The organism is Brevibacillus nitrificans, assembly GCF_003710965.1.
In the GTDB taxonomy this organism is placed as follows: domain Bacteria; phylum Bacillota; class Bacilli; order Brevibacillales; family Brevibacillaceae; genus Brevibacillus; species Brevibacillus centrosporus.
Window position 1 is genome coordinate 449554 of record NZ_RHHU01000010.1, and the last position, 22658, is coordinate 472211.

The 22658-nt window shown below is 51.8% G+C and carries 17 protein-coding genes; 11 read left to right on the top strand and 6 right to left on the bottom strand.

Annotated features, from left to right (window positions below; all coding sequences use genetic code 11):
* The first annotated feature begins 7 nt into the window (after window positions 1–7).
* Window positions 8–871 (top strand): RNA polymerase sigma factor SigJ, encoded by an 864-nt coding sequence (gene sigJ / locus EDM59_RS15720; protein WP_122924863.1) that lies wholly within the window; start codon window positions 8–10, stop codon window positions 869–871.
* Window positions 872–1068: 197 nt separating this feature from the next.
* On the opposite strand, the gene brnQ is transcribed toward sigJ, so the two are convergent.
* Complete coding sequence (gene brnQ / locus EDM59_RS15725; RefSeq protein ID WP_122924455.1) at window positions 1069–2439, bottom strand: branched-chain amino acid transport system II carrier protein; 1371 nt, start codon at window positions 2437–2439, stop codon at window positions 1069–1071.
* 216 nt (window positions 2440–2655) lie between these two features.
* Window positions 2656–3033, bottom strand: coding sequence for a MoaF-related domain-containing protein (locus EDM59_RS15730; protein ID WP_122924456.1), 378 nt, complete (start codon window positions 3031–3033; stop codon window positions 2656–2658).
* A gap of 196 nt (window positions 3034–3229) precedes the next feature.
* Between EDM59_RS15730 and EDM59_RS15735 the strand changes: the two genes are divergently transcribed.
* Both EDM59_RS15735 and EDM59_RS15740 read left to right on the top strand, forming a co-directional pair.
* Window positions 3230–3832: a class I SAM-dependent methyltransferase gene (locus EDM59_RS15735; protein ID WP_122924457.1), complete on the top strand. Its 603-nt coding sequence runs from the start codon at window positions 3230–3232 to the stop codon at window positions 3830–3832.
* A gap of 168 nt (window positions 3833–4000) precedes the next feature.
* Window positions 4001–5155, top strand: a complete 1155-nt coding sequence (locus EDM59_RS15740; RefSeq protein WP_122924458.1) for a S8 family peptidase — start codon at window positions 4001–4003, stop codon at window positions 5153–5155.
* A gap of 88 nt (window positions 5156–5243) precedes the next feature.
* Here the strand turns inward: EDM59_RS15740 and EDM59_RS15745 are convergent, their stop codons facing one another.
* A complete protein-coding gene (locus EDM59_RS15745) occupies window positions 5244–5720 on the bottom strand; it encodes a GNAT family N-acetyltransferase (RefSeq protein WP_122924459.1) in 477 nt (158 codons plus the stop codon).
* Between the two features lie 180 nt (window positions 5721–5900).
* Here EDM59_RS15745 and EDM59_RS15750 point away from each other — a divergent pair, with 180 nt between their 5' ends.
* The 5 genes from EDM59_RS15750 to EDM59_RS15770 all read left to right on the top strand — a co-directional run bounded on the left by EDM59_RS15750 (window position 5901) and on the right by EDM59_RS15770 (window position 12985).
* Window positions 5901–6731 carry a DUF92 domain-containing protein gene (locus EDM59_RS15750; RefSeq protein WP_122924460.1) on the top strand — a complete coding sequence of 277 codons (831 nt, stop codon included), beginning with the start codon at window positions 5901–5903 and terminating at the stop codon, window positions 6729–6731.
* A 295-nt stretch (window positions 6732–7026) separates the two neighbouring features.
* A complete protein-coding gene (locus EDM59_RS15755; protein ID WP_122924864.1) occupies window positions 7027–8289 on the top strand; it encodes an exo-beta-N-acetylmuramidase NamZ family protein in 1263 nt (420 codons plus the stop codon).
* 11 nt (window positions 8290–8300) lie between these two features.
* The gene (locus EDM59_RS15760) at window positions 8301–10001 is read left to right on the top strand and encodes a serine hydrolase domain-containing protein (protein WP_122924461.1); all 1701 of its coding nucleotides are present in this window, start codon (window positions 8301–8303) and stop codon (window positions 9999–10001) included.
* A 14-nt stretch (window positions 10002–10015) separates the two neighbouring features.
* Complete coding sequence (locus EDM59_RS15765) at window positions 10016–12142, top strand: glycoside hydrolase family 3 protein (RefSeq protein ID WP_122924462.1); 2127 nt, start codon at window positions 10016–10018, stop codon at window positions 12140–12142.
* Window positions 12143–12394: 252 nt separating this feature from the next.
* The gene (locus EDM59_RS15770) at window positions 12395–12985 is read left to right on the top strand and encodes a GNAT family N-acetyltransferase (protein WP_122924463.1); all 591 of its coding nucleotides are present in this window, start codon (window positions 12395–12397) and stop codon (window positions 12983–12985) included.
* Window positions 12986–12998: 13 nt separating this feature from the next.
* On the opposite strand, the gene EDM59_RS15775 is transcribed toward EDM59_RS15770, so the two are convergent.
* Window positions 12999–14465 carry a flavin monoamine oxidase family protein gene (locus EDM59_RS15775; protein WP_122924464.1) on the bottom strand — a complete coding sequence of 489 codons (1467 nt, stop codon included), beginning with the start codon at window positions 14463–14465 and terminating at the stop codon, window positions 12999–13001.
* A gap of 166 nt (window positions 14466–14631) precedes the next feature.
* Between EDM59_RS15775 and EDM59_RS15780 the strand changes: the two genes are divergently transcribed.
* Window positions 14632–16359, top strand: coding sequence for an ABC transporter ATP-binding protein (locus tag EDM59_RS15780; protein ID WP_122924465.1), 1728 nt, complete (start codon window positions 14632–14634; stop codon window positions 16357–16359).
* A 1-nt stretch (window position 16360) separates the two neighbouring features.
* Window positions 16361–18202, top strand: coding sequence for an ABC transporter ATP-binding protein (locus EDM59_RS15785; protein WP_122924466.1), 1842 nt, complete (start codon window positions 16361–16363; stop codon window positions 18200–18202).
* Window positions 18203–18271: 69 nt separating this feature from the next.
* Here the strand turns inward: EDM59_RS15785 and EDM59_RS15790 are convergent, their stop codons facing one another.
* Entirely contained in the window at window positions 18272–19156 is an 885-nt protein-coding gene (locus tag EDM59_RS15790) for a LysR family transcriptional regulator (RefSeq protein WP_122924467.1), read from the bottom strand.
* Between the two features lie 143 nt (window positions 19157–19299).
* Here EDM59_RS15790 and EDM59_RS15795 point away from each other — a divergent pair, with 143 nt between their 5' ends.
* The gene (locus tag EDM59_RS15795; protein WP_122924468.1) at window positions 19300–20532 is read left to right on the top strand and encodes an MFS transporter; all 1233 of its coding nucleotides are present in this window, start codon (window positions 19300–19302) and stop codon (window positions 20530–20532) included.
* A gap of 89 nt (window positions 20533–20621) precedes the next feature.
* Here the strand turns inward: EDM59_RS15795 and EDM59_RS15800 are convergent, their stop codons facing one another.
* Window positions 20622–22619, bottom strand: coding sequence for a Na+/H+ antiporter (locus EDM59_RS15800; protein ID WP_122924469.1), 1998 nt, complete (start codon window positions 22617–22619; stop codon window positions 20622–20624).
* Between the last annotated feature and the right edge of the window lie 39 nt (window positions 22620–22658).

Here is a 22658-nt window from a genome sequence, read left to right on the forward strand (position 1 = left end):
GCGGCGAATGAAAGAACTGTACGATCAATATAGGGCGCTGCTGTTCACGCTTGCTTATCAGCTGACGGGCTCAGCGGCAGACGCAGAAGATGCGGTGCAGGACGTATTCATAAAGTCGCTTGACGTACATTTGGAACGTCTGGAGAAACCGAAGGCGTATTTGTGCAAAATGATAACCAATCACTGCCTCAATCAGCAGAAGTCCGCGCGGAAAAGGCGGGAAGTGTACGTCGGTCCGTGGCTTCCCGAGCCGGTTCGGACACAGGAGACAGAAACGCTCGAGATGACGGTTGCCCGCCGCGATCTTTTGTCCTACGCCATGCTCGTACTTTTGGAAAGGCTGACACCGACAGAGCGGGCGGTTTTTGTCCTGCGTGAAGGCCTGGGCTTCGATTATTCGGAAATTGCGGAACTGCTCGGCAAGCAAGAGGCGAATTGCCGCAAGCTGGTGAGCCGGGCAAAAAACAAGATGGAAATAACGGAGCAGGAGGCGGTCGCCGCTGAAACAGTCGAATTGGAATGGGTCAACCGATTCCTCACCTCCCTCGAGCAAGGGAACGTCGATCATGTGCTGTCTCTGTTGACCGAGGATGTCATGCTCGTCGCTGACGGAGGCGGAAAAGTAAGGGCGTTCCGGCATCCGGTACAGACGCGCGATCACGTGGTTCGAGTCCTGCTCGACGGATTCCAGGGCAAAGGGACCATTTATCAGGGCAAGCTTCGCTTCGAAGTGGCTACTTTGAACGGAGAGACGGGATTCATCATTCGTTCGGGAGAGGAAACGTTGGCCGCTATCCTGATACAACTCCGGCACGGAAAGCTTGCGAGAATGTATGCCGTTCGAAATCCAGAGAAGCTTGCTCGGGTTTAGAGAGCCGCCGACAGCCGTTTTTTCAAAGCGCACCTCAATCCGCTTTCCGTTTGATCAACCATCCAAAATTGGCATGATGGATTACGTTTTGAGTGAACAGAACCCCCTAGACGCGAGTGTCCAGAGGGTTCTGTTTTTTCTGCTAAAGCGTCGCCTATACCCGAAGTTCAACGGGATCTCTCATGCTTTGATCGCATTCACAATCGGTCTGTTTTTCCATCCTGCAACCGGATCGTCCGAGGGCGAGGTGATCTGCTTTTGCGGAATGCGCGAAACAGGTATCCACACAAGCCGCCTAGGATAGAGGGAAGCAGCCAGCCTAAGCCTACCTCATACAAGGGAAGATACTGAGTGAAATAGCTTTCAATGACGGCGATGTGCACGCCGGCCGCATTCAGCCCGTCGAACAAGCTGATGATCAAGGTGAAAAGCAAGCTTCCTTGGTACACCTCAGACCAACCACGAAAGGCTTTGTGTAGAAAGGTTAAGAATAAGAGGGAGATGGCAATCGGGTACATCGTCATTAAGATCGGAACGGACACCTTGATCAGCTGTGTTAGTCCGATATTTGCGACAAGTGTACTGAAAACCGATAAAAGAACGGCAAACTTTTTGTAAGAGACAGTCGGAATCAATAGATGGAAAAAGGACGAGCAAGCGGTTATGAGCCCTACACTAGTGGTCAAGCAAGCCACTGTAATCATGAAGCCTAATAATATGGCACCGTAGGAACCGAAATAATAGCTCGAAACCTTAGCCAAAACCTCGGCTCCGTTTTCTAAATGACCCAATTTTTCCACGCTGGAAGCTCCCATATAGGAGAGAGCCGAATAAAAAAGTACGAGGAGCGTGCCGGCGATCAAGGTCGCCTTTGCACACGTGGCCAAAAGCTGTTTTTGGGTCGTAACTCCTTTTTCCTTAAGGGCATTCACGATAATGATCCCGAAAACAAAAGCGACGAGAGCATCCAAGGTTAAATAGCCTTCTTGAAAGCCTTTGAAAAATACATGACTCGTGTACTCTTCCGATGGTGCCTGCAGTGCTCCTATAGGACGGATCACGGCTGTAATGACAATAAATCCGATAAACGTCAATTTGATTGGGGTTAAAATTTTCCCGACCACACTGATGATTTTTACAGGATTGAGAGATAAGAGACATGCAGTGGTAAAAAACAGGATGGTAAATAGAAAGAGCGGGATTGAACCTGCCTGGTCAGATAGGAATGGTTTGACCCCGATCTCAAAAGATACATTGCCGGACCTAGGGATTGCGAAAAAGGGACCGATAGCCAAGTAAAGAACAACCGTGAAGATCATACCAAAGAGCGGATGAACACGACTTGCTAACGAACGTAAGTCGTCTTGTCCAGAATAAACAAAGGCTATGATCGAAAGGAGCGGCAATCCCACGCCTGTAACTAGAAATCCTGCATTGGCTAGCCAGACATTTGTTCCTGCCAATTGACCGAGCATAGGCGGGAAGATCAAATTACCGGCTCCAAAAAACAAGGCAAACAACATGAATCCGATAATCACCAGAAAAGAAAACGGCACTTTTTGAAACATAAAAATCCTCCTATCAGCCTGAACCTGGAAGCTATGAAACACCGTACGGCTGACTGCAAAAAATTCAAATTTTACTGTCAATGAACGTCCAGCTTCTGAATAACGACATTCATTATAGTGCCTTTATGGAAACATTACAATTTCAGTATTTAGGAGAACAAAAAAAGCTGCCGAAGCGAATTCGGCAGCTTTTTTGAAAGGAAAAGCAGGGAGCGTTCACCAAGAGAAGCGGTCAAGTTCAGTAATGGTTCCGGAATGGAATAAGCTTTTGCGAGTACCCTTTTCCTCATAGGTATAATGGGTGTAGACCCGCATCCTGTCAAAATCAGCAACCTGGCTCACCGTGTAGACTTCCTCCAGCCAATACATAAAGTAAACGCAAGGAGCGATCTCCACGTAATGGAATGTATAATAGCCATTAAATCCTTTATGCGGACCCGCAACCCCTAGATCATGGCGATGAGTGCGATCGAAGAAATGAATGATAAACACATTGCCATCTTCGTAATCATAACGAAAGGTCTTCCCGGCATATACAGGGTTCAGCTGCCGATCATATTGATACGGCAGGTTGGGATGATCGGGATGCTGCATACAAACGCCTCCTTCCCGAGCAGTATATGTATAAAATAGGTGAATGCTCTGAGGCGATGGCCTAATTCTGCCAACGGAGTCACAGCCGAGCAGGTTCAGACAGTAGACGTGAATAAGACTGGAGACGAAATGCTCGTGCTTCGATAGATTTGGATTGGATGCAAGGATTTTAGCTAGACAGATAGGAGAGGGAGTAATGGGAAATACGGATAAGTTTGAAATGATCGCGAATACATACGATACTGCGGAAAGAATTCATATGGCAAAGGTATCATCTGATGCCATTCGTGACTACGTACTTGACGCGAAAAAGAAGAATGCGATTGATTTTGGCTGTGGAACTGGTCTTGTCGGAATGAATTTGCTGCACGAATTTCAATCTATGCTTTTTCTGGATACTTCACAAAACATGATCGATCAAATCAATCAAAAAATTTCAGCATCTCATCTGCAAAATGTAGCTACACTATGCTTTGATTTTGAAAAGGAAGAGATATCGGATTTGCGAGCTGACTATATTTTTATGGCCCAGGTTCTCCTCCATATCAAGGACGTGGAATTCGTTCTATCAAGATTGTTTGATGTTCTGAAGGAAGGAGGCCATTTACTCATCGTAGATTTTGATAAAAATGAGAAAGTCGTTTCCGATCTTGTTCATAACGGATTTCACCAAGAAGAGCTAGCCGAGATGATGAGTAAAATCGGATACAAGAAAATTCAATCTAAAACTTTTTATAGTGGAAGTAAAATATTCATGGGACAAGATGCATCGATGTTTATTCTTGATTCTCAAAAATAAGGGGGCAGGCGAGACCGAGAAAAACATCATTCGCCGTATGTTTAGCGTGTAAAAATATAGTGCATTTGTATGAAATTCTTTCGAAAAAGGGTAAGCATCCAATCCCATAGATTTCCTCCCGCATAAACAGGAAGGAGTTACTATTTTCTGTACAAGGAGGAATGCGATATGGGATTGTGGATCGGCCTGCTGTTCGCAGCTGCTCTCTTCGGCGCCCTCTATGTGTATTGGGATCGCAGGGAAGATCAGAAATGGCATGATCACGTGCCCAACCAGCTGATTGTTCGCTTTCATGACGGGATCACGGAAGAGCAGATGATAGAGATTCATCGAAAGGCCAAATGCGAGTTGATCGGCAGTGAACAAGAGCTCGGGATCTACCACCTAACCTCCAAGCGTAAGATGCGGCGGATATGGAAGCATTATCAGGGCTTGGACGAGATCGAATTTGCAGAACCGAACTATCGATTCAAGGCGTTCGCGACATCGAACGATCCCTACTTTGCAAGCTATCAATATGGCCCTCAAACGATCCAAGCCCCTTCGGCATGGGACGTGACGCAGGGCAGCGCGGCTGTCAAAATTGCGGTCGTGGATACAGGGGTGCAGTTGGATCACCCGGAGCTGCAATCGAAAATCAGCCAAGGCTACGATTACGTGAACAATGACGCTAATCCCATGGATGGAAACGGCCATGGAACGCATGTGGCTGGCATTGCCTCTGCCGTCACCAACAACGCTTACGGAATCGCAGGTGTCTGTCCGCTCGCTTCGATCTTGCCGGTACGTGTGCTGGACGATTCGGGCAGTGGCGATCTCCTGAACGTAGCGAGGGGAATCATTTTTGCAGCCGCACAGGGAGCGCAAGTGATCAACCTCAGCCTCGGTTCTCCTGCAACATCTTCTACCCTTCAGTCCGCTATCGATTATGCGTGGAGGAGTGGAGCTGTCATCGTGGCTGCCGCTGGAAATGACGGGTCGGTCGTACCGAGCTACCCGGCCAACTACCCAAATGTCATTTCTGTCGCCTCGACCAATGCCAATGACGTGAAGTCCGGATTTTCCAACTACGGTCGTTGGGTGGATGTGGCGGCTCCCGGAGAAAATATCTTGTCCACCTATCCCGGCAGTTACTACGCTTATCTGAGTGGCACTTCTATGGCTTCCCCCCACGTCGCCGGCCTGGCTGCTCTGCTGGCTTCTCAGGGCAAAACGAATGTCCAAATCCAGAGCGTCATTCAGACGACCTCAGATCCAATCCCGGGAACGGGTACCTTCTGGAAATTTGGACGAGTGAATGCTGCCAGAGCTGTGCGGTCCTGAATCGCTTGCGCCAGTTAGCGCCAGCGTAAATAGAAGAAAGAAACAGCGGCGACCGCAGACCGGATAGGAAAGTCTATGGCCGCCGCTTTTAGTCTAATCGAAACTCCATTTTCCTGCTTTTCGTTGTCATTCCCATAGACTGATAGAAATGGATCGCATTTTGATTCGCCTCGATTACCCCCAATTCAATGCTATCTACTTTCAAGCCTCTTCCAAAGTCAAAAACATATTGCAGCAGTTTACGTCCGATGCCCTTTTTTCGATGCGAATCCGCCACACATAAGCTATCAACCAGTAAGATCTTTCTCGCATTCACGAATGAATTTTCGGGTATTTCTTCTTCCTTTAAAACTACGACACCGACGATTTCATTTCCCAGGGTAGCTACAAAGATCTGCTGCTTATCATCCTTCAGCTGGTTATGAAACAACTCTTCTCCGACTGGAGTCGCGTTCTTTCTGTATAGGTCTGGTCGCTCTACAACGTGCAAATGATGAACCTGCCAAAACAAAGACAATAACGACGCGTAATCATCTGGCTGTGCACTTCGGATCGAAATATCCATGTCTCCCCTCACCTCGCCCAAGGTTTTAACGTTTATTTTAGCTTATACTCTCTGCAGGTCATACATAAAAATGAGGCGATCCCTTCTCGTAAAAATCAGCGTCAGATTAGGATCAGAAAGAAAGGTCCTAGTCTCTTGCGCTCAGGTATAATAGTTTATAGCAAAGGAGGGCGGCGTATTTTGGAATGGTTGATAGGACTGGCATGCAGCGCCGGGATTGCGGGCATGGCCTATGCAAAGCGGTCGCTGTCCGGCTCCGGCTTTACAGCGGCGGTGATTGTGGGTACGTTGATGTACGCACTGGGAAGCGCTGTCTGGTTCGGATCTCTGATCGCCTTTTTCGTCTCTTCGACCCTGTTGTCCAAATGGAAAAGGCATGCAAAAGAAGAGGCAGAGAGCGGCTATGAGAAGGGCGGGAGGCGCGATGCCGGACAGGTGTTGGCCAACGGAGGTTTGGGGATGCTGCTGTGTGCGGCTAATGGGATGTATCCCCATCCGCTTTGGTGGTATGCTTTTCTCGGTGTGATGGCGGCGGTCACGGCTGATACGTGGGCTACCGAAATCGGTGGCTTGAGTCGGACACCGCCGATCTCAATCAAGACAGGACGCCCTGTTCCGCCAGGTACGTCGGGAGGTGTTTCTGGCCTCGGCATGGGTGCTTCACTGGTGGGTGGATTCTTTATCGGTGCCGTAGCCTGGTTGCTGCTGGCGGTGACCCCACTTGCTCCGGATACGGCTGCGAGTGGACTAAGACCTTTTGCCTGGACCGGAATTGCCGGTTTGGCAGGCATGATCGGGGCGCTGGCAGATTCATGGATTGGTGCGACCTGGCAGCAAATGTACCGTTGCGATGTGTGTGGTCGCGATATCGAGCAGGACCGTCACTGCGGCAGGCAAGCTGTGCGGACACGAGGTCGCACTGGCTGGAACAACGATGCCGTCAATGTCGCAGGCTCGATTGCGGGCGGCGTTTCGGCCATCTTGCTGGCACTCGCGCTCGGACTCGTCTAAGCAGGCAAATAACCGGAAAGACTTTGCAGCGTCAAGAGATGCTGGGTCTTCCGGTTTTTTTATGTGGTGATTTCCAATTCATGGTAGATAGAAAGAACTAGGAAAGTAAGAGAATGACGGTTTATTTGTTAGAAAATTTGGTAAATGATTCCCGCGAAAAATCAGGATGAAACCTTTATTATCGATGGTAGATGCTTCCAGATTCTGTGAGAGCGCACCAGACTCGACTATGTAAGGAGAGGAGGGAGTGGCCGTTCATCCCTTGTATTCTACGAAAAGTGGAGGTGATCGTGCTTTGAAAAAGACTCGCTGGCTTCGCTATTTGTCGTCACTCATTTTGTTCTGCACGCTGACTGCTGCAGGAGCTGCCGATCTTGGTTTAGCCAAGGAAAAAAAGAGTGGTCCCGCTGTCCAAACGGGAATCGAGCTGTTGCTTGAAAAGCCCGAAATGCTGAAAGGGAAGAAAGTAGGGCTCATCACGAACCCGACGGGAGTAACACAGGATCTGACGCACGATGTAGATGCGCTGCTCGCAAAGAACGTGAATCTGGTGGCGGTATACGGTCCGGAGCATGGGATCCGGGGAACGGAGCAGGCGGGATCAGTCCCTGGCACCTACGAAGATCCGAAAACAGGGCTGCCGTTTTATAACCTGTACGGAAAAACACCGCAGGAAATCTCCCCGTTGTTCCGCGATGTCGATGTCATCCTGTTCGATATCCAGGATGTCGGTTCACGCTTCTACACGTACATTTCCACGATGGCCTACGCCATGAAGGCAGCAGCTTTGGAGGACAAGCCATTCATCGTGCTGGATCGGCCCAATCCGATTGGCGGAGAGAAGGTAGAGGGAAGCGTTCTCGATCCTGCTTACGAGTCATTCGTAGGCATCTATCCGATTCCTGTCCGCCATGGCATGACGGTGGGCGAGCTCGCTGTTTTATTTAATGAGCAGTTCCTGGTCAAAGAGATCGGGAAAAAGGCGGATCTCCAAATCGTCCAGATGAAGGGCTGGAAGCGGGACATGCCGTATGACGAGACGGGACTGGCTTGGGTGCTGCCGTCGCCCAACATGCCTACTCCTGATACTGCGCTGGTCTATCCAGGCAACTGCCTGTTCGAAGGAACCAATCTTTCCGAAGGCCGCGGAACCACGCGCCCGTTCGAGCTGGTCGGTGCCCCGTACATAAAAGGGTGGGAGATAGCGGAGCGAATGAATCGTCTGAATCTGCCAGGCGTAGCTTTTCGGGAAGCGTACTTCAACCCTACCTTCTCCAAGCACGCCGGTATCAACGTCGGCGGACTGCAGATTTACGTGACGGATCGCGAGAAGTATGACCCGATACGTACAGCTCTTGCTATCATGGTGGAATTGAAAGAGCTGTACCCGGATGATTTTGCTTGGCGCAGCGACAACTGGATCGACAAGCTGATGGGAACGGACAAGGTTCGCAAAGCGATCGACGAAGGAGCATCTGTGGACGACATCATCGCAGATTGGCAAGCTGAGCTGAACGCATTCAAGCAGCTGCGCAAGGCGTATCTGCTCTACCACTAGGAGTGATTGCGATGAAAAAAAGGATTGCCATTGCCGGTCTATGTGTGAGTATGGCTTGGGGAGCGATGGTTGTTCCGGCAGCAGCCGCAAAACGGGGGGATGGGGATGCCCCGTCTATCGAGAAGAAGGAGAAAAAAAACAAGCCAGTCAAACACCCTCTCTCCCATCCATGGGATAAGCCTGGCACAAGCAACGGAAAGCTGCGTCCGGGGAAGCCTTCCGCAGCTGGCATGACCGCCGCGCCGCTAAAAGAGATCGATTCACTCATCGAAACGGCGATGGAAGAGGGCGTGATGCCCGGCGCTGTCGTGCTCGTTGCACGCCGAGGAGTCATCGTAAAAGAGCAGGCGTACGGCTTCTCCGCACAGTACGCCGATGATAAAAAAACGCCGTTGGATCGGCCTATACGAATGGATACGGACACCATTTTCGATATGGCATCTGTCAGCAAGCTCTTCACCTCCACGGCGATCATGCAGCTGTACGAAAAAGGCCGGTTCGACCTGGATGATCCCGTCGCTGACTACCTTCCCGAGTTTGCGGACAACGGCAAGGAAGAAGTGACCATCCGACAGCTGTTGACCCATACCTCTGGATTTGAACCGTTCATCCCGCTGTACCAAATGGGAGACAGCAGGGAGGAAAGAATGGAAATCGTCTTGCGTCATCCACTCGTCAACCGCCCGGGAAGCAACTACGTCTACAGCGATTTGAACCTGATCACGCTGGGGGCGTTGGTGGAAAAGCTGACAGGCCAGCGCTTGGATACGTACGTCCGTGAGCATATTACGGAGCCGCTGGACATGTCCGATACGATGTACAATCCGGCAGAGCGCCTGAAAAAACGGATCGCTGCAACCGAATTCCAGCCATGGACACAAAGAGGGATGGTCTGGGGAGAAGTACACGATGAGAATGCCTGGTCGCTGGACGGTGTGGCAGGTCACGCGGGAGTGTTCAGCTCCGCTCGCGACATGGCGGTTTTTGCCCAGATGATGCTGAACGGTGGCAAGTACGGCGGGAAGCGAATTCTTTCCGAGGAATCGGTCGAACTGATGGCAGAAAACCAGATTCCCGAGTTCCCAGGAGATGATCATGGACTTGGCTGGGAGCTGTATCAAGGCTGGTATATGGATGCCTTGAGCGACAGCAGGACGATGGGACATACCGGATACACAGGCACCTCGATCGTCGTCAGTCCCAACAATGAAACGATATGCATCGTTCTCACCAACCGCGTCCATCCTACGCGCAATACCGTTTCCACCAATCCCGTCCGAAGGGGAGTAGCCCGTCAGGCTGCCTTGGCGATACCCGTTGAGATCCCGTGGAAGGACGGAGCCTGGTTTGCAGGTGTCGGCGATGAACAAGAACACACCTTAACCGCTGAGGTAGAGCTGGAAGACGGGGGGACACTCAGCTTTGATACCTGGTTCCGTATGGAGAACGAGTCTGATTTCGGCTACGTCGAAGCATCTGAGGACGGGAAGAACTGGACCGAGGTAGGCCCTGCCGCAACGGGAGATAGCGACTGGGAAAACGTCTCGTGGGAGCTGCCTTCCGGGACGAAGCAAATCCGCTTTCGCTATGCGACTGATGCGACCGTCAATGGACGGGGCTGGTTTGTCCATGATCCGGAAGTGAAGGACGGAGCGGGTCATGAAATCGATCTCGACTGGTTGTCGGATGGATGGTCCCGTGAAGGAAAATAAGAGGAGATGAAGCCATGAGGGTTGGGAGAAAGAAAATCAGTGCGGTTCTGATGGTACTTGCTTTGCTGCTCAGTCAGGCCATCTATTCACAGAGTGTTGTGAAAACGAATGCGGAAGAGAGGACAGATGTTGTCGATCTGATCATCAGTCTGAACGCTCCTGAAGCAGAAGGGGGCATGGCAGCAGGAGACACCCTGCAGCTGCAAGCGCTCCATGTTTACCGAGACGGTCATTTTGAGAAAGCATCCGCAGGCTTGAAATGGAAAACCTCCAACAAAAATGTGGCTGCCGTCGATGAAAAGGGCATCGTGAGCTTCGCCAAGCATCCCGGCAGAACCTTCATCTCCGTGACCGACGGCAAGTTTGAAGACCGGATCGCCTTCGATTACAAAAACAAGGAAGAGCAGAAGGTAACGGTCGTGAAACAAAAAGGGGAGCGTTACCAGATCATTGACAGAGCAATCTCGGGTATGACGCTGGAAGAAAAAGTGGGGCAGATGATGATGCCTGATTTCCGCAAATGGAACGGCAAGGACGTGACAAACATGCTGCCGGAAATCGAGGCACTCGTCAAAAAATACAAGGTCGGCGGCGTGATTTTGTTCCGTGAAAACGTGGTGAACACGGAGCAGACTGTTCGCCTTGTCCATGATTATCAGCTGGCAGCAGAGAAATACGGTCTCTTGGTAACGATAGACCAGGAGGGTGGGATCGTGACCCGTTTGCAGCAAGGGACAGATATGCCGGGGAACATGGCGCTAGGCGCTACGCGTTCGAAGGAGCTGGCTCTGCAAGTGGGAGATGTCATTGGCAAAGAGCTGGCTGCCCTCGGGATCAACACCAACTTCGCTCCCGATATGGATGTGAACAACAATCCGGACAACCCGGTCATCGGGGTCAGGTCGTTTGGGGAAGACCCGCAGCTGGTCAGCGACTTGGGTGTTGCCTACGTAAAAGGACTGCAGCAAAACGGGATCGCCGCCACCGCCAAGCACTTTCCAGGTCACGGCGATACAGCCGTCGACTCGCATCTGGGGTTGCCGGAAGTCCCTCATGACAAAGAACGTTTGGCAAAAGTGGAGCTCTATCCGTTCAAAAAGGCAATGGAAGCGGGCGTCGATGCCATCATGACGGCGCACGTCACCTTCCCGAAAATCGATGACACCAAAGTAATCTCGAAAAAGGACGGCACGGAGATTGCGCTGCCTGCCACGCTGTCACCCAAAGTCATCACAGGCTTGATTCGCGAAGAACTCGGCTTCGATGGCGTCGTATCGACGGATGCCATGAATATGCAGGCAATCGCTGACCATTTTGGGCCGGTTGATGCGGCTGTTCGAGCCGTGCAGGCGGGCGTAGATATCGTGCTGATGCCGATCGGTTTGGAAGAGGTGACGTCGGGTGTCCTCCAAGCCGTGAAAAAGGGAGAGATCAGCGAAGAGCGGATTGAGCATTCCGTCAAACGCATCCTGACGCTGAAAGTGAAGCGGGGAATCTTTCAAGCAGAAAACCCAGAAGGTGCAGACGCGCAAATCGAGCGTGCCAAGGCGATCATCGGCTCTGCGGAAAACAAGCAAGTAGAGGCTGAAGCTGCAGCTCGCTCCGTGACGATGGTCAAAAACAGCGGCGCACTCCCACTTAAGCTCGTGGAAGACAAAAAGATCGTGGTGGTAGGGACGACCTACATCGACAGTCTGGCAGACGCCGTGAAAAAACACCACGCCAATACAGCGACGATCCAAATCGCAGGCGAAGCACTGACCAATGAGCAAGCGAAGCTGGTGGAAGAGGCAGACGCTGTGATCATCGGGTCCTATACGTTCGATGTCAAAGGCAGATCACCCGATAACGCTCTGATGGGCATTTACAAGCAAATCATCCAGAAAACGGATAAGCCCGTAATCGCTGTCGGCATCCGCAATCCGTACGACATCATGGCTTATCCGGAAGTAGACGCTTATCTCGCCCAGTACGGCTTCCGAAATGCGAGCTTCGCGGCAACGGCAGACACGATTTTTGGTAAAAACAACCCAACCGGCAAGCTGCCAGTGACGATCCCGGATGGCAAGGGTGGCGCCCTTTACGAGTTTGGCCACGGCTTATCCTACCAGCCAAGAGAATCTGAAAAGGAAATCGAATAAAACACTTGGAAGCAAGGAAGATCCGGCTGTGAGGACGGGTCTTCTTTTTTTGTACAGTAAGAATTGATAAAATTCTTAGCCAGTATCAGTGCAACTAAGGCTCCGCCACAAAGCTTGGCGGGGCCAAGTTTTCTAATGGGGCCCCTTGCATTGGGACTGTTGGAAAAGCTTGTGAAGGCCAGCTCTTCTGATTATGATGAGGTCACGAAGAATTTTCCGTTAGAAATGACGTGACGAAAGAGGGGATTCAGGATGCAAATGAGTGGAAGCGAGATTTTGACCGGTACATCTATTGTTCTTGCACCGATGGAAGAAAGTCATCGGGACGAGCTGCGTAAAGCCTTACATCATCCGGAAATTTGGGAGTACACCTGGCGGAAAATATCGTCGGAGATAGATCTCGATGAAATCATCAGCCTGGCAATGGAGCAAAAAAGGCAAGGAACGCATATCCCTTTTACCATCCTGGAAAAGGAGTCAGGCAAAGTCATCGGTACCACGCGCCTAGGCGATATCGACGTGACAAACCGCAATGTGGAGATCGGCTGGACATGGCTTACTCCTGCATACTGGAGAACGAGAGTCAATACAGAGTGCAAGTACCTCCTGCTGCAATACTGCTTCGAACAAGCCGAGGCGATTCGTGTGCAGTTTTCCGTGAGCGGGCACAACGAACGATCACAAAAAGCACTGGAACGAATCGGAGCGAAAAAGGAAGGGGTTTTCCGCAAGCATCGAATCAAATCCGACGGTTCTGTCCACGATAATGTGTTTTACAGCATACTCGATACGGAATGGTCAGAAGTCAGAGAGAAACTGAAGCATTTGCTGGAAAGAAAATAGGTGTAGGACGAGTCTAGGCATACCGAGTGCTGGAATGAATCTCCACCGCGACTCGAATCGCCGATTGTATCGCTCCTTGGATCCAGCCGTGATAATCTGAAGCGTGTTCACCCGCAAAATGGACTCTACCCTCTGGAGTAGAGATGTAGGGACCCAATTCCGTTTCCTGAAAAGGCTTGAACATGGTGAAAGCGCCAGCCGCAAATGGCTGCATCACCCAGTTATGCGCAGTCCCTGTGACAAAAGTCTCGTAAACGACTTCCCCATGTATGCGAGCCATGACTTGCAGTGCCTTCCTGACCTGTTCTTCCTCCGACAAATGGACCCAGGGCAAGGCATCATCTTCCCAGGTATAGCTCACCAAGACAACACCACCAGCTCCGCCAAAATGATGACTGGGATAATAGGAAAGGCGAATCGGTAAGTCTGTGACTGTTTGCCCCCCGTACAATCCATTTTCTTCCCAGAAGCGACGCGAGAACTGGATGCCGATCTTGGTGGAGGAGACGTAGTGAAGCTGACGAATGGCATTCCATTTGTGATAAGAAAACAGGTTGTTAGGCTCCACTTCTACTAATTGGAGGACGGTAAACGGAACCGTAATGATGGCGTGATCCGCCGTTACTTCAAACGGCTTTGCCCGGTCGGTAAAATCGCCAGCAATCGCTACGCTGTTCCCACTGCCCCTGATTTTGGTCATCCTGCAGTTGAAAAAAATGTTGTCCTGTAATTGGGGAAGGAACGAACAAGGCAGCTGGTCAAAACCGCCTGTGATTTCATAAAACCGAGTAGAAGGCGTGAAGAGGATAAAGTCGCGCAAGATTTCCAGGAAGGAAAGCTCCGGGAATCCTTCGAAGCCAGACATCACATTGATCATGTTTACGGCCGCTGCGGACAAAGAGACGCCCACGGGATTGTCACGCAAAAAAAGCTCCATGGAGTACTTATCAAATTCTTTGATGATGATAGGCCAATGCTTTTCAGGATCTTGATTGATAAAGTCTGTGATAGGCTTAACTGCAAGCTGAGCTAATTCGTCAGCCGTCTTCCCTCTTTCCTGAGGAGCTACCGGAAAACGAAGGATGCTCGGCTTTTTTTCATACATCCACCGACGTGCTTTAACTCCATTCACATAGAACAGATCATTGGGTGTCGTGTTAATAAACTCGTTTAGGGGGAGACGAAATTTCGAGATGTATTTCAGCGTCAATAGGTGGGTGCTAGGAATTCGCATTGCCCCAGCCTCAATATACCCACCATCATGAAAAGGAGAACGAAGGGTGAAGACACGGCCGCCAACCCGATCGGAGCCTTCGAGGATCGTGACCTGATGCCCGGCTTCTTTCAGTAGAGAGGCGGAAACCAGCCCAGCCATCCCTGCCCCGACGATCACGATTTGTTTGGGAGAAGAGGTTTTGGGAAGACCATTTCGGATGATCGAAATCATGGACTCTTGAGAGCGTGGAAAAGCCTTTTCCATACAGATCCCCTTGGATTATTTTGGGAACATCATATGTAGGCAATAACCTAAAGGTGATAGCTGAAAGGAAGCAAACCCACCCCCAAAAAACCCCCTTTTCAAATCCTGACTGGTATGATGTGATAGAGTAGGATTTTTCGTGCAATTGTGAAGATGGGGTGAGGACATGCGTTTATACACCAAATACATCAAAAAATACGGAGTCGTTTTCTGTGTCTCCCTCTTCTTTTTAACCTTGGAAGCGGTGTGCGACCTGCTGCAGCCAACGATCATGTCGCGAATCGTCGATGTGGGTGTGGCACAGCGCGATTTGAATTACGTGCTGTCGACCGGTGGGCTGATGCTGGGCGTGACCGCGATCGGTGCAGTCGCCGCCACGATGCGCAACCTGCTGTCTACTTACGTTTCACAGAACTTCGGAGCTCAGCTGCGATCGGATTTGTTTAAAAAGGTCCAGTCGCTGTCGTTTGAGAACATCGACAGGTTCGATCGTGCCTCTCTCGTGACCCGGCTTACCAACGATGTCAATCAGGTGCAGGTATTTGTCAACGGCATGATGCGCATCTTCGTGAAGGCACCGCTCACTTGCATTGGCGGTCTGATCATGGCGACACAGCTGAATCCTCGATTGGCTGTGGTGCTGGCCGTAGTCGTGCCGATTGTTGGTCTGTTTATCTACCTGAACATGAAAATCGGGTTTCCTTTCTTCATGAAAGTACAGCAGTCGCTGGATCGGGTAAACGGTGTGATGCGGGAATACTTGTCCGGAGTTCGGGTCGTCAAAGCGTTCAACCGCTTCGATTTTGAGGTCGACAAGTTCAGCCATGCGAATGAGGAGCTTCAGACCAAGTCAATCTCGGCTACTCGCGTGATGTCCATTTTCAGTCCAGCCATTATGCTGACGGTCAATCTGGGGATTGTGGCTGTACTGTGGATGGGAGGCTTGGCTGCAGAGCAAGGAGACATGCAGGTCGGTCACATCATCGCGTTTACAAACTACATGACGCAAATTTTGTTTTCGCTCATGATGATTTCCATGGTGTTCAACATGTTCGTGCGGGCAAAGGCTTCAGCAGGGCGCATCGGTGAAGTGTTTGCCGAGGAAAATCGGATGACCTGGAAGGAGCAGGGAAGCCTTCAGGGAGATGGGAAGGGACGGATCGACTTCGAGCATGTATCCTTTTCCTATGAAGGCGGGCATGGAGAAAGTGTCTTAAAAGATATCACCTTTTCTTGCTTGCCGGGGGAAACGGTGGGCATTATCGGGTCGACGGGCTCTGGGAAAAGCAGCCTGGTCGGGCTGATCCCGCGCTTTTACGATGCCACGAAGGGAACCGTGCGGGTGGATGGAGTAGATGTCCGAGAGGTGGACCCGAAGCTGCTGCGCGAGAAAATGGCCATCGTTCCACAAAAGACGGTGCTGTTTACCGGGACAGTAAAGGAAAACATTCGCTGGGGGAAGGAAGAGGCGACGGATGAAGAAATGGAGCTGGCAGCCCGAATGGCACAGGCCCACGACTTTATCGAGCGTACCCCGGACGGTTATCAGGCAAGGGTCGGACAGGGCGGCATCAATTTTTCCGGGGGACAAAAGCAGCGCCTCTCCATCGCCCGGGCACTGGTGCGCAAACCGGAGATTCTCATTCTCGACGACAGCACGAGTGCGGTAGACGTGGCGACAGAGACGAAGATCAAAGAGGCTTTGCGTGAGTACGCCCAAGGTCTGACGTGCCTATTGATTGCACAGCGGATCACGTCGGTAATGGATGCTGACAAGATTGTCGTGCTGGATCAGGGAGAGCTGGTCGGAATCGGGACCCATGAGAGCTTGCTGAAGGATTGCCGTGTCTACCAGGAGATCTTCCAATCCCAGATCGGCAAGGAGGTGCAGTAGTATGTCCCAGCAAAGTCAACAGCCGCCGGTCTTTCCGAGCAGGCCCGGACGAGGCATCGGGCATGGAGCGAGAGGACCTGTGGTGAAGCCAAAAAACTTCAAAGGGACACTTCGCCGGCTGTGGCAGGCGTTTGGGCAGGAAAAGCGCAGGCTTCCGCTCGTGTTCCTGATCGTGCTGGTAGATGCGCTGCTGATGCTGTCGGCGCCGTATTTGATCGGAAAATCCGTTGATGCGATGACGGGGGGAGAAGCGACGCTCGGACTTTTAGGGGTCACAGTGCTTGCCCTTTTGATCTCGTACATACTCGACGGAGCGCTGACGTTTTTACAGGGCTGGCTGATGGCAGGCATATCCCAGCGGATCGTGAAAAACCTGCGAAAATCGCTGTTTGAAAAGCTGCAGAAGCTGCCTGTCGCCTTTTTCGATTCTCGTCCGCACGGTGAGCTGATGAGTCGGCTGACCAACGATATCGACAATGTCAGCAACTCCATTTCACAATCGACAGCACAGCTGATGTCCGGGGCGATCATGATCGTAGGATCGCTGGTCATGATGCTCATCTTGAGCCCGATCCTGACGATCGCGTGTATGATTACCGTGCCGCTCGTCTATTTACTCACGCGCACCATTGCCAAAAAGACCAGTGTACTGTTCAAAAACCAGCAAATCCAGCTAGGGAAGCTGAACGGTCATATCGAGGAGACCGTGTCCGGCATCGAAGTCGTCAAAGCGTTTAACCACGAGCATAAGGCGACGCAGGAATTTGATGAGATCAACACGGAGCTTTGCCGGATCGGGATGCGGGCACAGATATTGTCAGGCTTTCTCATGCCGATCATGAACGTGATCAACAACCTCGGCTTTGCCGTCGTGGCGGTGGTCGGCGGCGTGCTTGCCGTCAAAGGGATGATTACCGTCGGGGTGATCGCCAGCTTTCTCAGCTATTCACGTCAGTTCGTGCGGCCGCTCAACGACCTGGGGAATATTTTCAACGTCCTGCAGTCAGGAGTAGCTGGTGCGGAGCGGGTTTTTGAAGTGCTGGATGAGCAGGAGGAGCCGGAAGATGTACCAGATGCGAAGACGCTTGAGCTGCCAAAAGGGCATGTCGTCTTTGAAAATGTCAGCTTTGGATACAAACCGGATCAGTTGATCTTGAAAAACGTCAGCTTCGAATCCGAGGCAGGAAGCACGACTGCGCTGGTTGGTCCAACAGGGGCAGGAAAAACCACGGTGGTGAACCTGCTCACTCGCTTTTACGATGTGACGAGCGGGACCATCTATCTGGATGGCAAAGATATTCGCGAGTACACCCGTGACAGTCTGCGGCGCAGCTTTGGCTTTGTGCTGCAGGATACGTATCTGTTTTCGGGGACGATCAAGGAAAATATCAAATACGGCAAACCCGATGCGACGGATGCAGAGGTTGAGGCAGCCGCTGCCATGGCAAATGCCAGTGTCTTTATCAATCGCCTGCCCAAACGCTACGATACACAGCTGACCGAGAACGGTGGAAATCTGAGTCAGGGTCAGCGTCAGCTGCTCGCGATCGCCCGCGTGATTCTCGCCAAGCCTTCGCTGCTCATTCTGGACGAAGCGACGAGCAGCATCGATACGCGTACCGAGCTTCACATTCAGGATGCCTTGCTCACGATCATGGAGGGCCGCACGAGCTTTGTCATCGCGCACCGTCTCAATACCATTCGGGATGCGGATACGATCATGGTCGTGGATCGCGGGGAGATCGTGGAAAAAGGAAGCCACGAGTCTCTTATCGAGCAACAGGGTGTCTACCATCAATTGTTTTTCAACCAGTTCAAAAACCTGCAAGCCTCGGCGGAGTGAGGCACGAGGGATGCATGGGATTAGAGAAGCTGTTTTCCGACACGACGAGTGTTTGGGGACAGCCTTTTTTCAGTTTCGTCCGAAATGAGCAAGGACAAAATCCCTGAAGCGCTGGGACGCGGGGGACAAGTAGGCGCCCTCGATCAAAGCCATCCCGATCACCCGGTGGCAATGCGGTTCGCGGATCGGGATGTGGATGATTTTGCTTTTATCGATACCCCGCAGATCGGGAAGCAGAGACACGCCGAGACCGGCGGAGACCAGTCCTGCCACAGTAGCGGCTTCCTCCCCTTCAAAGGTAATTCGGGGCTTTACGCCGATCTTCTCAAACAGGCGGTCCGTCGTGCGGCGCAGTGCATACCCTTTTTTCAAGAAAATGAATGCTTCATCCGCGAGCTCGCTTAGCAAGATGCTTTCTGCGTCAGCCAAACGGTGTCCAAGGGGAACGATGGCAAAGATCTCCTCTTCCCATAGAGGGGTCCATTGGATCGACATTTTTGTTTCGGTTGGTTCTGCGAGCAGACAAAGGTCCAGTTCTCCTGCATCGAGATGCTCCAGCAGGGAGTAGCTATGATTTTGCATGAGGGAAAAGCTGATTTGCGGAGCCTGCACGCGAAAGGCTCCGATCAGGTCGGGTATCAAGCTCGTTCCCATCGTGTGCAAAAAGCCGATAGAAACTTCCCCGTGTTCCGGGTGAATGAGGTCGCGCAGCTCCTGTTTGCCGTCCTCCCAATCCTTCAGGATGCGGTTGACCCGTTTCAGCAAAAGCTGGCCGTAGCGGTTCAGTACGATTGTGCGCCCTTGGCGGTCAAAAAGGGGAACGCCGACCTCATCCTCCAGGCGAGCGATGGAACGGCTCAGGGCAGGCTGAGACAGTGACAAGGACTCTGCGGCGCGGGTGACGTGCTGGATGCGAGCAAGTGTTTGAAAATATTCGAGCTGTTGCCATTCCATAGGCGTCCTCCCTATGCGATGTATGTGTTGAAATCATTACCAAAACGCATGAAAATCATGAATACAATAAATTATACATTATGAATTGTCAATGATAGTATAAAGGCAGGAAAGGAACGGACTTTTGGGAGGTTGGCATCATCATGGGTTACATTCAGCAAGGCACAGCTGCTTTTCGCAAGTCCAATCTTGCCTTTTTTGCGGCTGGATTCAACACTTTTGCGATTTTATACAGTACACAGCCATTATTGCCGGTATTTTCCGAGGAGTTTCACGTATCACCGACGATGGCGAGCTTGTCGCTGTCCGTTACGACGATTGCTCTGGCAGTCAGCATGCTGTTTTTTGGAAGCATATCCGAGGTGTGGGGAAGAAAGCCTGTCATGATCATGTCCATGCTGCTCGCTTCTGTCCTGTCCATTTTGACGGCGTGCAGCACCAGCTTTGAGAGCTTGCTGGTGTTTCGGATTATCCAAGGGATTGCTTTGGGGGGACTTCCTTCTATCGCCATGGCGTACTTGGGGGAAGAAGTAGAGGCATCCAGTCTGGGGGTTGCGATGGGGCTGTACATCAGCGGCAACTCCGTGGGAGCCGTGAGCGGTCGGATCATCAGCGGCATGCTGACGGACTTTTTCAACTGGCATGTAGCGATGGGCAGTATCAGTGTCATCAGCCTGATCGCGAGCCTGATCTTCTGGCTGAATTTGCCGAAGTCGCAAAATTTCCATCCGCGCGCACCGGAAGTAGGAAAGCTCATTTCCTCGATGGGCAGCCACTTGAAGGATCCGGGCTTGCTCTGCTTGTTCGGGATCGGCTTCCTCATCCTGGGCAGCAACGTAGGCTTGTACAACTACATCGGCTACGTACTGACTGCACAGCCGTACGCTTTGAGCCAGTCGCTCGTCGGATGGATCTTCATCGTCTTTCTGGTGGGGACTGTCAGCTCGGTCTGGATGGCCAAACAGGCTGAAAAGCACGGACGGGCAAAAGTTATGATTGTCTCCCTGATCATTACGCTGCTGGGGGCATGCCTTACGCTCGACGCGCACTTGTGGGTGAAAATTTTAGGTTTGCCTGTATTGACCTTTGGCTTTTTCGGAAGCCACTCGATCGCCAGCAGCTGGGTTGGACGACGGGCTTTGCACGACAAAGCCCAGGCCTCCTCGCTCTATTTATTCTTTTACTACGCGGGCTCGAGTATTGGCGGAACTTTGGGTGGGCTGTTCTGGTCCTCCTTTGGCTGGGGAGGCGTCGTCGGGATGATCGCAGGCTTCTTGCTGCTCGGACTTGTACTCGCTGCCTACTTATCCAAAATCCCTACAGCTGTAGCCTTGGCGAGTAAAAAGGGAACGGAAAAGCTTTCGATAGCGAAATAAATGAGGAACAGCGGCAGTCAGGACAAAGAGGAAAGTCCGAGATTGCCGCTGTTTTGTTGCCTGAGCCAGCATTGGGAAATCAAAGGTTCTCAGTGGCCTTCCTGCGATTCAAAAAGACCTGCTTCCCGATAGTTGACGTCCATGCGAAGTCTCCCTGCGAACTGGCGGTCAATGTCGCCTTTTTCGTACAGCGCTTGAATTTCGTTGCGCTCGGACTGGATCGCCTTCAGCTCGAGCTCTTTACGCTGCAGGCTCACTTGGCGTCTGCTGCCTGTCCGGCGCTTGTTGGTTTGATATTGCAGAGCGAGCCCTTTGTAAGCCGCGAGTACGGTGAGCACGGCATCGCGATTTTCCTCATTTTCCAGCTGCTTCACTTGGCTGATCGCTCTTTGGACGGCTTCCAGCTTCAACGCTTTGTAGCTGTCCCACTGCGGGTCGGACGGAGTGATCGAAGCTGGTATCCGGTTGCCTCCCTGAAACAAACGGCGGATGGCTGTCCAGGCGAGTACAATCAGCAGCTTGATTTTTACCCGGTTGGTAAGCAGCAGCTCGACCCGGTTTAAGGAAGCCTTGAAATAAGCAGCAAGCTGTGGCGAGATCCGACCCTCACGGAGCCATTGCTCGCCAACCTCCCGTTCCGCTTGTACGGCTGCCAGACGGATGGCTACGACCTGCTTCCAAGCCTCGCCCATATCGGATATGCCTTCCAGCCTGGTTTGCTGAATTCGACGGGTATACTCTCCGATCAGCTCCAGACCGTCTTGCCTGTTCGCGTCGTCCATCTCTTCACGTACCGTGCGCAGCCCGGCATCGAGAACGCGGATTCGGGCCGATCGTTCTTCTTCGCTGCGATCTTCTGGCTGATGGGTGGCATCCTCCGATTTTCTGACGAGCATAGGCAGAAAAATACTGGCGGATATCAAAGTCAACAGGATGACACCAGCGCAAATAAACAGAATCAGATTGCGCTCTGGGAAAGGGCTTCCGTTCTGCAATACCATCGGAATGGAAAAGGCAGCGGCAAGAGTCAGCGCGCCGCGAACACCTGAAAGGGCGGTAATCAAGGATGTGTGAAGCTGACGATCTCTCGCCCAGACGACGAGGAAGCGCAAAATCATGAGCACGGCAGTAATCAGGAAGATATATCCGATTACTTTCCCATTTTGATAGGCAGGGTCTTCCCAAATTTTCGTGACCACACCCGGGATCTCCAATCCGAGGAGGAGGAACACAAGTCCATTCAGCGAGAAGAGGATGACGGACCAGGTGCTGTCAGACACGACGCGAAGCTGAACGGAAGATGCGGATTCCACGCGATCTCGTTCAATGGCATGCACGACACCGGCAGCGACGACGGCAAGGATCCCCGAGACATGGAATTCTTCCGCAGCGATGTAGATAATGAAAGGTGTGAGGATGATGATCAGCATGTGCAGCGTCACATCCTCGATCCCGAGACGGCGCAGCAGGAGGCGCAGCCAGACGACGGAAAAGCCGAGCAGAGCGCCGATCAGCAATCCTCCAGCTGCGATGACGATAAAGCTACCCGCTGCTTCTGGCAGGGAGAAATAGCCGGTGACAGTGGCGGCTATCGCAAAGTTAAACGCGACCAGCCCGGAAGCATCGTTCATCAGTGCCTCACCCTCGAGCAAGCGCATGATTTTCCCGGGCAATTTGATTCTTCCCGCAATGGAACCGACGGCGACAGCATCCGTTGGAGAAAGGATGGAGGCGAGCGCGAAGGCAGCAGAGAGCGGAATGGCAGGAATGAGCCAGTGAATGAATGGACCTGCTACGAGAACGGTGACAAAAACGAGCCCTAAGGCAAGCAGCAAAATGTATGTCCGCAGCTTCCACAGCTCATCGCGGGGTGTGATTTTTCCGTCGTTAAACAGGAGCGGGGCAATGAATAGGACCATAAATAACTCAGGATTAAGCGGAACGTGATGCAGGCTGGGCAAAAAAGCGGCAACGATCCCAAGTGCAATCTGAATGAGCGGGATGGGAATGAAAGGGACGAAGCGTGAAAGGACATTGGAAACGCCGATGAGCAATAACAGCACGAGTACCATGAGTAAAATTTCCATAAAAGAAGGGACTCCTTCAAAGTGAGTGTCGCATTAGTT